A 12,594-nucleotide genomic window follows, 5' to 3' on the forward strand; every position below is an offset into this window, starting at 1 on the left:
GTAGACCGGCATATCGTTGTTGTTCAGCGTCAGCAGGCTGTCATGATCTTTAACGGTAATCGGTAGCATGTTGGCTCTCCCTGAAATGATGTTGTTTGTATCGCAAAGCCATCATGCGCCGCTGCCAGGCCACGAACTTGATAAAGTGCGCCAATGATTTAGCATTTGGTGCCAGAACAACCACAACAGGCAGAGCCAAGGACAAACACCATGCAGGACTTTGCAAGGGCATCCGCGCTGTATGGATTCGACACCCTGATTGCCGAATACGGGCTGTCACACACCGAGCTGCTGCGTGATGCCGGCCTGCCGGAGAACACTCTGGACAACCTTCAGGGCCTGGTGTCTTACCGGCGTTTTCTGGAGCTGTTGAAACTGAGTGCGGCGCGCAGCGGCGACCCGTTGTTCGGCCTGAAGTTGGGGCTCAGTCAGGGAGTATCGATCTTCGGGCCGATTTTGTACCTGCTTAACAACGCACGCACGGTTGGCGAAGCCCTCACGGAACTCAAGCAGTACTTCCATCTGCACATGGGCGCCGCTCACGTGGAGGTCAGTGCGTATGGTGACCAGGTCCAGTTGGCCTACCGGGTGCTGGAGCCGGGCCAGCCCGGCATCAACCAGGGCGCGGAACTGGCACTGGGGGTTGGCCGCAAGCTGCTGCAGACACTGATGGGAGAAAACTGGCACCCCCACCCCATGCTGCTTGAACACGCCCGGCAGGCGCCCCTCGCGGCCTATCAGAAAGTGCTGGGCGTTTCCCCCCAGTTCAACAGCGATACCACGGCCCTGCTCCTGAAACCGGCGGAACTGGAATTGCCACTCAGCCAGGCCGACCCGACGCTGCACCGTTTGATCCGGGAACATCTGGACACCATGCAGAACCTCACGGATCTGGAATTGCCCGGCTATGTGAGCAACCTGCTCCGCGACCTGCTGCCACAGGGACGGGTGACCGTGGACCACATTGCCCGGTGCATGGCCATGAGCCGCCGCACCCTGCAACGGCGGCTCAGTGATTCCGGCACGTCCTTCCAGGCCGTGCTGGATGAGACGCGACAGAAAATGGCACTGCGTTATTTGCGGGACTCCACCCTGCAAGTCACCCAACTTTCCGACCTGCTCGGCTATGCCGACCTGAGCGCATTTTCCAGAGCATTCTCGCGCTGGTTCGGGATTCCTCCCTCACAGTGGGAACAACAGAAAGCCCGGTAACGGTTATGGCGACATACAGACACGTTTCATTGAATCGACGACCAACATCTGGCCGCCTCTGAAAAAACCTTGCGTACTCTGCGTGAACTGACGGGGGAAAATGACAAGCATGGAGGAAGTGGCCGGAGAGACTCTCCGGCCACAGCTCGGGAAAGGTTACAGCTTTTTAACGCGCCGGTTTTTGCCTTTGATTTTGCCTTTCAATAATCGCTCCAACGCCAGATCTGCGCTGTCACGATCAATAGCCACATAGGCTTGATAATCCGTGACGGTAATCTTGCCCACCTTGTTGCCGGCAATCCCCGCATCACCGGTCAGCGCACCCAGAATATCGCCAGGGCGAAGTTTGTCCTTGCGGCCAGCGCCGATGCACAACGTAATTGTCGGGGGGTGTAAGGTGTCACCTTCACGGGGTTTGAGGCTGCTCACCGGGTGCCAGTTCAGGGGCGCGCCCTGCAATTCTTCAATGGCCATGGCACGGCGGGATTCGCGTGGCGCTACCAGGTTGATGGCCAGGCCTTTTTCACCGGCACGGCCAGTGCGGCCGACACGGTGAATATGGGTCTGCGGCTCATGGGAGAGTTCCGCATTGATGACCATATCCAGGTTATCGATATCCAGGCCCCGCGCTGCCACATCCGTGGCCACCAGTACCGACAGGCTGCGATTGGCAAACAACGTCAGCACCTCATCACGCTCGCGCTGTTCAAGGTCACTGTTGAGCACCATGGCCGACATCCCCTGCCGGCAAAGCTGGTTCACCACGTCCTGACATTGTTTTTTGGTCACACAGAACACCACGCAGGACACCGGCCGGAAACAGGCAATGGCACGGGCCACCGCCTCTTCCCGCTCAGCAGGGTCTACTTCGTAGTAGCGCTGTTCGATCTGGCTGTTATCGTGGAGCACTTCCACTTCTACATGCTGAGGGTTGTTCATGAAGGTTTCCGCCAGCTGCTTGATCCCTACCGGATAGGTCGCCGAAAACAACAGGGTCTGGCGACGTGATGGCGTCTGCCGGATCACCTCGGCAATGCTGTCGTAAAACCCCATATCGAGCATGCGATCCGCTTCATCCAATACCAGTGTATTCAGCCCTTCAAGGCTCAGCGTGCCCTTGCTCAAATGTTTGAGCACACGCCCCGGCGTGCCCACCACGATCTGGGCCCCATGTTCCAGCGAGCCAATCTGCGGGCCGATGGGTTGCCCGCCACACAGGGTCAGCACCTTGATATTACCGGGGCCACGAGCCAGCCGGCGGATTTCCCCGGCCACCTGATCGGCCAGCTCCCGGGTGGGGCACAGCACCAACGCCTGGCAACCGTAATAGCGTGGATTCAATGGATGCAGCAGGCCAAGACCGAAAGCCGCCGTCTTGCCACTGCCGGTGCTGGCCTGGGCAATCACGTCATGCCCTTTGAGCACAAATGGCAGGCTTTGTGCCTGCACCGGGGTCATGGTGGTGTAACCCAGCGTGTTCAGGTTGGCGAGCAGTTCCGCAGACAGCGGCAGGGAAGAAAAAGAGGCATCAGTCACGGGAGCAGCCTGTGGCAAAGAAAGGTGGCAAGGAGACCAGCCACGCACGGCCAGTGTATACGCCTAGTGTAGCAGTTGTGGCATCGCGGTGAGGATCAAATTACCCCGCAGTTGGGGTCTCCGGCTGGCACCTCTGATATAGTACCGGCAACCGGGAAATCTGCTGATCATGTCATTATTCCATCACCCCGCATGCCTGACTCACCTGCACCGCGAAGAGCTCGCCACCGGACTGGTGCGCGTGGGCTGTCATTACGCCCCTGAACGCCTCTGCGACGACAGCTTTGCCCAGGCAGACATCCCCCTGCCGCCCTCCCTGAGTACGGCGGTGGCCAAACGCCGCAGCGAATATCTGGCGGGGCGATGGTGCGCCCGTGAAGCACTGGCGATGCTGGGCATTAAGGGTATCCCGGCCCTGGGACCCGACCGGGCACCACAATGGCCCGCTGGCAGTCTGGGCAGCATTACCCACAGCCAGGGCATTGCTGAAGTGATGGTCGCCGATGCACGCCATTGGCTGACCGTAGGGCTGGACACAGAGCAATGGCTCAGCGCAGAACGGGCAGCCCGTCTGTGCCGGGAATTGCTGACCCACGAAGAACGCGAACAGCTGGAAGGGTTATCGGATATTCAGCGCGCCAATCGCATCACGCTGATTTTTTCCGCCAAGGAAAGCCTGTTCAAGGCGCTCTACCCGATCACCGGAAAACGCTTTTATTTCCATGACGCGGAGCGCCGGGAGACCCGCTCACTGACCCTGCTGAAAACCCTGTCGCCAGACTGGAAGCTTGGTGCCACCATCCCTTTTCGCTGGCGCGAACGGCAGCAAGGTGTGCTGAGCTGGATTGCCCTGCCCCGTTAACGGCTTACGCTGCCATGCCCTTGCGACACAGCCGAGGGCAATCTTCACACAACGCCGCCTCCGGCAAACGAAAACGAATACAACAGGTGCGCCGCACGGTCATCACAGTGCCGGTGTTGGCGTTCATCCTGTCCTGGTAGGCCCCAAACAAGGGGTTTCTGTCACCGTTTTCAAAGCTGGGCTGATCAAGCAACGCTCGCCCCGGCGCCCAGAGCACCTCCGGCAAGCCGGCCCCTTTCAATTCCCCCGTGAACCAGTGGATGTAACGGCTGGCATTACTCCACAGCACCCGGGTGGATAACCCCAGTGCCTGCTGCCAGGCAGTGATAACCGGTTGTAAATTATCCCGCATTATTCCCTCGAATCGGGAAAGCGGGTGCGCGGTTGCCACAAGTTGTTGTCCGTCATCCGGCAACACGAAGACACCGGGCAACCCTTGCGCATCCACCTCAACCGCCAGCACCTCCACCGACAATGGTAATTCACGTTGCAGGATCAGGTTGGCCGCAAGCACCGGCGGCAACAGCCGCAAGAAATAGTATTTACTCCAGATGGAGAGCAGTGCCCGCTCGTCCTCCCCCTTCAAGTCAGGGCGAAATTGATGCAACGACTGCCGTAACCGGCCGGCATCAAACAGATCGGTTAACGGGATGGCCGTATCGTTCGGCTCGGCCAACCGTAACAAGTGGCCATAGGAAGAGAAGCCCCCTTGAAACAAGGGGGCCAGAGCAGGAATCATCAGCTTGCACAGGCCGTTTCGAGCGGCCGGCTCTGCCGTTCTATCAACGCATCCACCACTTCCTGGGAGCGTACCGCCAGGATCGACAACAGGGTGTCGCTGAGGCCATGAGTTTCTTCACAACACCCCTGCAGGAACACATTGGCATGGCAGCCTGATGCCATGGGCAAACGGTAACAACGCTCCACGTCTTTCTCGGACATCCAGTCCGCCATGGGCGAGAGCAACTGCTCATGGCCATTACGGTTATAACCGGTGGCCAGCACCACCCCATCGTAGACTTCGGTCTGTTCCACGCCGGTGTCCTTGTTGCGCAGGGTCAACAGCACACGGGTGCCATCATTCTGCACACCAACGATATCGCGGTTGGACAGGAAGCGGTGCTGCATCTTGCCGGTGACTTTCTGCAGGTAAAGACGCTCGTAGATCTGTTCAATTTCCGCCAGATCCACTACCGCGTAATTGGTCTGGCTGAAACGCTTGAGAAAATCCTGCCGCTCGGATTCCGGCCGGGCGTAGATAGTATCCGTGAACGCTGGATCGAAAATTTCGTTCACAAAAGCACTGTCATCGGCCGGGTGCAGGGCCCGGCTGCGGCTGACCAGATCCATCTTGCCATCCGGGTACTGGTCCATCAGATCCAGGTAAATTTCAGCGGCACTCTGGCCTGCTCCGATCACCGCAATACGTGGCGTTTCGTGGCGAGCAAACCGCTCGTATTCGTGTTTATAGCGCGATGAGTGAACCATGTTTTCACCCATCTTCCCGGCGAACACCGCCGGAATCTTCGGGTAACCACCGATGCCGATAACCAGGTTTCGAGTAAAAATCTCTTGCTCACTACCGTCGGCATTACGCGAACGCACGCGCACCCATTCCACTTCACCACCCTGCTCCACCGGCTCAATGGCAATCACTTCCTGACCATAGTGCACATGCTCTTTAAACTGATCGGCGGACCAGCGCATGTAATCGTTATATTCCACACGGGTAGGAAAAAACGTGCCCATGTTGATAAAGGAATCGAGACGATTGTTGTCATGCAGATAATTAACAAAGGTGAAACGGCTGGCGGGATTGCGCAGGGTCGCCAGGTCTTTCAGAAATGACACCTGCATGCGAGTACCTTCCAGCAACATGCCGCCGTGCCATTCAAAACGAGGCTGCTTTTCCAGGAAACAGTAACGCAGACCATCCAGGTCTTTCTGCTCGTCCAGTGCAATGGCAATGGCCAGGTTCGCCGGGCCAAACCCAATACCAACGACATCGTATTCCTGAGAATGAACGATCATGGTGATATGTCCTCAATGTGGCGGAGACCGAACGGCCTCCGGTTTATCCATACACCGACCACCGAAGAATTCGGACAGTCAGCCACTTGCTGCCGGATAGTGGTGGGCAGCGCGCCATGGCGGTTCAGAGTGAAAAAATCCGAACCGTGATTTTCAGCTCAGCTCGCAACGCTCAAAAAACGCATCACGATGCAGCACCATCAGGGCTGCGCGCTTGTGCGGAAAATCAAACTCCTTTGGCTTGGCAAATCGCCTGGCTTGAAGGTGTTGAATCATCCTGTCGTTATCCGAGCGTGGCTCGGACACAATCCTTGTGGTACGACAATCATCGAGAAACAGGTAATGGCAGAGCGCATTCAGCCATGCCTTTACCTTGTGCGGGCCACGGTGATGGTCTTCGCCCACCAGCATGTGAATCCCGCGATCAAAATCCTGTGCATCGTAATAGGGTGCGATGCGATCTTCCTTGGCCCAATACGCTTCAAAGTAAGCGAAGGGCTCATCATCTATGCAACCGATCAGGTTAAGCACTCGCGATTCTTTCGCCTGGCTCTCCAGGTATGCGCGATGCTCTTCCAGGGTGCCGCTCTGTTCCCAGAAGGCAGCCACACGCTCGCTGTTCTGCCAGCGCATGAAACGGTGCAGGTCTTCCTCAATATCCAGCGTGCGCAGAGACACCCACGCCTGAATACCGGTATCAAAACGGCGGTACACTTCCCCCGCCGGCTTGGCGCGGCGTCGTGGGTGACGCCGGCCGGATGCATCCATGATCATGGTGACCGGATACGGCAAGGCATCGCCCTGGCTTAACCAGTCACCGGGCAGCTGCCAGAACATGTCGCGTTCCAGCCGTGCTGTCTGATTTTCTTCCTGAATCATGAACGCAGCGTTAAAACCGCTCTCAAACTGCAGGGCTTCCATATCCGGCTGCGAGACAAAGAACGCCCAGGCAGCACGCAGAAGCTGCGTCGGTTCCTGACAATGCTGCTCCACACGGGCGATGCCGTCGGTCAGTTCCACCGTAAGCAGATCCTGGTCGTCCCACTGGCACCGCCACTGCGGTGCCAACTCCTGTTCGAACACATCCAGCCGCTGCCCGGTGGGCAGCGGAATGGATCGGTGAAGACTCTTACCAGGCATAGGTCACGCTGCCGATAACATTGCGACGGTCGCCGTACCAGCAGTAGTAGTCACAGGTCGCAACGTACTGCTTGTCTTCCAGGTTCTTGGCCGCCACCTGGAACTTGAAGTCCTTGTAGCGGTAGCTGACAGTGGCATCCCAGACCGTGTAGGACGGCACTTTCAGGGTCTCGGTGTTATCACCGTAGGTATCACTGACATAACGCACACCGGAACCAATGGCGAAGCCGTTCAAGGGGCCACCCAGGAAGGTGTACTTGGCCCAGGCCGAATACAGGGTATCCGCGATATTCACCGGACGATTACCTTCTTCAGCCGGTGTGCTATCGGAAACGATTTCCGGATCCATCCAGGTAGCGTTGGCCAGCAGGCTAAAGCTCGGGGTGATATTGGCAACAGCTTCCAGCTCGATGCCTTCACTTTCCACTTCTCCGATTTGCTGGAACGCGGGTGTACCGGTTTGACCGGAGGCCAGATTCTCCTGAGTAATTTTGAATGCCGCCGCATTGAAGTAACCATCAATACCTTCCGGCTGGAACTTCATACCCACTTCGATCTGATCGCCCTCTTGCGGCTTGGCCGCGTCGCCATTCTGGTCCAGTTGCAGAATCGGCTGGAAGAACTGCGAGTAGCTGGTATACGCAGTCAGGTTGTCATTGAGCAACCAGGCCAGGCCGGCATTGGCTGTCCACTTGTCGTTGTCGATATTCTGCTCAACGCCGGTGGATTTATTCTCGATATCGCTACTGGCCCGATCAAAACGGGCACCTACAGTCAGCACCAGATTGTTGTCGAACTTCATTTGGTCCTGGAGATAGCCACCGACCTGATAAGCATCAATGGTGGTTCGCTGACGGCTGGTCACCTCTGTACACACAAAGGTGGCGAAATTACAGGAAACGGGGGTCAACTCATCCGCGTTTCGGTACTGCGGATCAAAAGGATTCAGCGTCGCCGGCGCGAAGATACCCGGCGCCGCTTCGTAGCCCATCAGCGGGTTGCCAAAGCTCTTACCGTCGATGTGCAAGCTTTGGTAATCAATGCCGGCCAACAACGTATGCTCCACATTGTTGATCGACCACGTATGAATCAAACGGTTATCCAGGTTAACGCCGTAGGCATCGCCATCTTCATCGCTAAGCCCACGAATCACCTGCGAATCACCACTGCCCGGCAGATAGCCCAGGGAGTACATCTGCTTCAGATCCACATCGATTTGCTGGTAGCGAGCACTTTGCTGGAAAGTGGTCGAATCATTGAACGCATGGTCCAGCTGATAACCGAAAGAAACCTGGGTACGTTCAAACTGCTCGTAATCCAGATTACCGATGGCAACGTCATCGTCGATTTTGCCATTGGGGTTCGGCGAAATTGTGCCGCTGGAGGGCAGGAACTGCAGGTAAGGGTCGGAATCATCTTTCTGATAGGACGCCAGCAATGTCAGCTCGGTCCGGTCACCCAGGCCCAGCTTCAAGGACGGTGCCAGCATGGTGCGCTCGGCTTCCAGATCATCAACCTGAGTGCCGTTTTCACGACCAAGCGCGACAACACGCCAGGACACATCTTCCGACGGAGCACCGCCCACATCCACCGACAGCTGTTTGCGATCATAGCTACCGTATTCTGCAGTCACGGAACCAAAGGAATAATCCTGAGGGCGCTTGCTGATAACGTTAATCACGCCGCCCGGAGGAGTCTGGCCATACAAAACGGAAGCCGGGCCACGCATAATTTCTACACGTTCCTGGGCAAAAGGATCCAGCTGCCAGCTGTAAAAGCCATAGGAATAAACCCGGGTCCCATCACGGTACAAACCGTTATTGGCCTGTTTGAAACCGCGAATAACAAACCAGTCTTGCTTGTTATCTTCGCCGTAAAAGTTCGCCTGAATACTGGGCGTGTACTGCAGGGCATCGGCAATGCTCACCGAGGCGCGATCATCCATCTGCTCGCGGGTAACAATAGAAACGGCACGCGGCGTTTCTTTCACCGGCGTATCCGTCTTGGTGGCAGTGAGGCTTCGCTGGCCCACATAGCCGAAGTCGTCTCCGCCGTACACGTCTTCTGACTGCTCGGCATTCACCTCGATAGTCTGCAATTCATCAGCGTCCTGCTGCTCGTCTGCCCAGACGGGTGACGCCGACAGTGCCGCGGCTACCGCCAGCGCCAACGGATTGCGGCCCCACTTAAGCCCCCGGATCAGCCCGCTCTCGGTCCGATTCCCCATGGTCGTTCTCCTAACAATCGTAAAAATTACAGTAATAGGAATGATTCGCAACTGCATTATACAGATTACAAACCTTACGACTAGTGCACAAAAAAAGTGATTAGCCGGGCATTTCAGTCAATGGCTGCTGAGCTTTGCTCTGCCCAAGCCGGGCCGGCAGGCTCTGTAAAAAGGTGGCCTCACGCACAATCGTCAAATGATCCGCCGGTACGGTGTCGCTGTGGGCGAAATCAACCCACGCGGCCAGCCCGTTCTCAAGAGTCCGGGCACGGCCCGCCGGCTCACTGGCCCACCAACTGTGTACCGGGGTTTGCAATGTCGGCAGCTGATAGCCCCAACACAAATCCCGCAAATGTTGCTCCACCGCCCAGGCATGCAATAACTGCGCAGCACTATCGGCCACCGCCGGCTCAATGGGTTGTGTGGCCAGCCATTGCGCAAAGTTCTGCGGCCACTGCGCCGGTTTGCTGTCACGCAGACGCGCAATGCAATCATCCAGCGCCGTGGACGACGCCGAGGTCAGCAGCATGCCCAGATGTTCACGTAACGTCTGCTGCGCCTGCGGCGATGACCACTGGTCTTCCGCCACTTCGTGGCCCGGCACATAGGTATCCAGCAAGCCTACAAAGGCCACGGTTTCACCGGCCTGCTCCAGCCGATGGGCCAGTTCCATGGACAAGGCGCCCCCCAGTGACCAGCCCAGCAGGTAGTAAGGGCCTTCCGGCTGCTGCTGACGCACCGTGCGGTAATAGCGTTCGGCCATTTCATTCAGTGACGGATCAAACCAGCCAGGCTCCAGGAAACTGCGCGATTGCAGGCCCCGTACCTGCCACTGCCCTTCCAGGCTGGCGGCCAGGGCCTGGTAACCGGTGGTGCGTCCCGTCACCGGATGCGGGCACCACAGCACAGGTAGATCCCCGGTCCGGTTCAGGGGCGTTACCAATGCCGGATCGGCACAGGCTTCACGGGGCGCATCCGCCAGAGCCAACAATGCCTGCAAGGCCTGACGGTAACGGCCACACCAATGCGCAATCTGCTGCTCGTCATACACACTGGAGGCAAAATCCCAGACCAGCTCCAGCTGACCGCCGACCACCTGACCGTTAATCGCCAGGGGCGAGGCCATGGGATTGTCGCCCGCCTGGGCAGAGCCACCACCGCGCAACGGCGTAAAGCCCTGAACCAAGGCATCGTCGTGGTACTGCCCCAGGTAGTTGAATGTAACCGGCGCATCGGGACTGTTATTCAATGGGGTGTCAGCAAGAAAGCGCAAAGCGCCATAGCCCACACCGCCATCCGGTTCGATTTGCTGTAATTGTTGCGATACCGCAAACAGGTGCTGGCGCGGGTCGTCGGAGAACGGCAGCGATACCGGATACAGGCTGGTAAACCAGCCCAGCGTCCGACTCAGGTCCATGCCCGGCGCCAGGCGGGTTTCACGGCCGTGCCCTTCCAGATTGATAACCAGGGGCGAATTCCCTGTAGGAGCGGCGCTCGAGCCGCGAATCGCATCCAGAGACTTTTCTCGCGAGCGGGTTCGCGGCTCGAGCGCCGCTCCTACAGATGAGGGCTTCAAGGTGCGGGAGAGCGCAGTCAGCAAGAGTGCCGGCACGCTAACCCCCAGCTTGGTTGGCGCATCCTGTAGCAGCCGGCGGGTATCCGCCTTGTCCAGCGACAAGATGGCACTTTGCTTTTCGGCGTACGCAGGCAAGGCAGCAGAAGCCTTGTCCGGTTGCTGGGCCAGCCAGAACGGCAAGCGCTCATCGCCGTTTTTCTGCAACCATTGCAGCAATGCCTGATGCCAGTCGCCCAGATTGTGGGTACGCTCCGGAAAGGTTATCGCCTGGCCCGCCAGTGCCTGCCCATAGGCACCGAGCAAATCGTCCAGCAGAATACGCCAGGACACCCCATCCACCGCCAGGTGATGAATCACCAGCAACAATCGATCCGGCTGCTGCGGAGTTTGCACGTAAAGCACACGGAACAGTTCCCCTGCTCCGATGTTCAGGCTTTGCTGGGCCTGTTCACACAATGCGGATACCGACGCATCATCCGGCGCCTGTCGCCACCACAATAATTCATGTCCCGGCGCGTCCGCCGGCAAACAGGTTTGCGTCCAGCCGTTCTGCTCACGGGTAAATTGCAATCGCAGGGCGTCGTGCTGTTGATACAAGGCCTGAAGCGTCGCCTCCAGCGCCGGCCGCTCCATGGGAGCATCCAGCGCCAGCCACAGGTGCTGATTCCAGTGACTGGGGCTGGGCGGATTCAGGGAAAAGAAATGCTGCTGAATGGGCAGCAGGGGTAGCGCGCCCTGCAAGGGCTGTTGAGAAATAACTGACGCCTGGGCACTCACTGCCTGCACCGCCAGCGCTTTCAACACCGGCTGCTCGAACAGATCCTTAGGCGTTAACGCCAAGCCTTGCTGGCGGGCTCGGCTGACCACCTGCAAGGCAAGAATGGAGTCGCCGCCCAGCGCAAAAAAATTATCATCGCGGCTGACGGTTTCACGGCCCAGCAGTTGCTGCCAGATCGTCGCCAGCGTCTGTTCATTATCCGTCTGTGGTGCGTCACCTTCGCTGGCGGTTTGCCACTGCGGCGCCGGCAACGCCTTGCGATCGACTTTGCCTGCCGGGGTCAGCGGCAAGGCTTCCAACACGACCAACTGGCTGGGCACCATATAGTCGGGTAAAGATTGGGATAAGTCATCGAGGATAGCGGTAACGTTCAGCGATGGGGCCTCGCTGCGCTCGTTTCGCGGCTCAAGCGCCGCTCCTACAGAGGGGCGTGCGACGATGTAGGCTACCAAGCGATCCCCCGTCGGCGATGGCTGCGCCACCACGGCGGCCTCACGAATCTGTTCATGGCCCAGCAGTTGGCTTTCAATTTCGCCCAGCTCAATACGGAAGCCGCGGATCTTCACCTGCTGATCCACGCGGCCCAGGTATTCCATCACGCCATCGTCCCGGTACTTCACCAGGTCACCGGTGCGGTACATGCGCTCGCCGGGTTCGCCGAAGGGATCCGGCAGAAAGCGTTCGGCGGTCAAGTCCGGGCGCTGATGATAACCCCGGGCCAGGCCCACTTCGTTGCCGATATACAGTTCCCCGGCGACGCCGACCGGCACCCGATTAAGATCCTGATCCAGCACATACAATTTTCTCGGCCCCACGGCGGTGCCGATGGGCGCGTAGGCACTGGTCAGGGAGTCCCCTTCATAGGCGGCCCACAGCATCGGGGTGACCACGGTTTCGGTAGGACCGTAACCGTTGAGAATGCGCTGCGGTTTCAACACCTGCTGCATGCGTTCGAAGGTTTCCCGGGTAAAGGCTTCGCCCCCCAGGGTCCAGGAACGCACTTTCAGTGCGGTTTTTTCCTGTTCGATCCAGTCCAGCAGCGGGCCCATATAGCTGGGCGGAAAACAGGCCACGGTGACGCCTTCGTTTTTCAGCACCTCACAGCATTGTTCCGCGCTCCACAGTTGCTGGTCACGAATCACCACACGGGAACCAAAGGCCAGCGGCACCGTCCAGCGCTCTACGGCGCCATCAAAACTGATGGAGGCGAACTGCAGCTCCACATCATCCGG

Annotated in this window: 8 protein-coding genes; 2 read left to right on the top strand and 6 right to left on the bottom strand. The window is 58.2% G+C overall.

Going from position 1 to position 12,594, the window contains the following annotated elements:
* Positions 1 to 210: 210 nt before the first annotated feature.
* Positions 211 to 1,212: an AraC family transcriptional regulator gene (locus A3754_RS23935; RefSeq protein WP_063521537.1), complete on the top strand. Its 1,002-nt coding sequence runs from the start codon at positions 211 to 213 to the stop codon at positions 1,210 to 1,212.
* A gap of 156 nt (positions 1,213 to 1,368) precedes the next feature.
* On the opposite strand, the gene dbpA is transcribed toward A3754_RS23935, so the two are convergent.
* Positions 1,369 to 2,748, bottom strand: coding sequence for an ATP-dependent RNA helicase DbpA (dbpA, locus tag A3754_RS23940; RefSeq protein ID WP_063521538.1), 1,380 nt, complete (start codon positions 2,746 to 2,748; stop codon positions 1,369 to 1,371).
* Positions 2,749 to 2,917: 169 nt separating this feature from the next.
* On the opposite strand from dbpA, the gene A3754_RS23945 reads away from it, so the two are divergent.
* Positions 2,918 to 3,610: a 4'-phosphopantetheinyl transferase gene (locus A3754_RS23945; protein ID WP_063521539.1), complete on the top strand. Its 693-nt coding sequence runs from the start codon at positions 2,918 to 2,920 to the stop codon at positions 3,608 to 3,610.
* A 4-nt stretch (positions 3,611 to 3,614) separates the two neighbouring features.
* On the opposite strand, the gene fhuF is transcribed toward A3754_RS23945, so the two are convergent.
* The 5 genes from fhuF to A3754_RS23970 form a co-directional block, all read right to left on the bottom strand.
* On the bottom strand, positions 3,615 to 4,349 hold the full coding sequence (gene fhuF / locus A3754_RS23950) for a siderophore-iron reductase FhuF (RefSeq protein WP_063521540.1): 735 nt from the start codon (positions 4,347 to 4,349) through the stop codon (positions 3,615 to 3,617).
* Positions 4,349 to 5,641, bottom strand: a complete 1,293-nt coding sequence (locus A3754_RS23955; protein ID WP_063521541.1) for a lysine N(6)-hydroxylase/L-ornithine N(5)-oxygenase family protein — start codon at positions 5,639 to 5,641, stop codon at positions 4,349 to 4,351. Before A3754_RS23955 ends, fhuF begins: the two co-directional genes overlap by 1 nt.
* A 153-nt stretch (positions 5,642 to 5,794) precedes the next feature.
* Positions 5,795 to 6,781: a GNAT family N-acetyltransferase gene (locus A3754_RS23960; RefSeq protein ID WP_063521542.1), complete on the bottom strand. Its 987-nt coding sequence runs from the start codon at positions 6,779 to 6,781 to the stop codon at positions 5,795 to 5,797.
* The gene (locus tag A3754_RS23965) at positions 6,771 to 9,008 is read right to left on the bottom strand and encodes a TonB-dependent siderophore receptor (RefSeq protein ID WP_063521543.1); all 2,238 of its coding nucleotides are present in this window, start codon (positions 9,006 to 9,008) and stop codon (positions 6,771 to 6,773) included. The genes A3754_RS23960 and A3754_RS23965 overlap by 11 nt, the downstream gene beginning before the upstream one ends.
* 100 nt (positions 9,009 to 9,108) lie before the next feature.
* Positions 9,109 to 12,594: condensation domain-containing protein (locus A3754_RS23970; RefSeq protein WP_156497195.1), on the bottom strand; the 3,486-nt coding region annotated here is incomplete at its 5' end.

The organism is Alcanivorax sp. HI0083 (assembly GCF_001635175.1).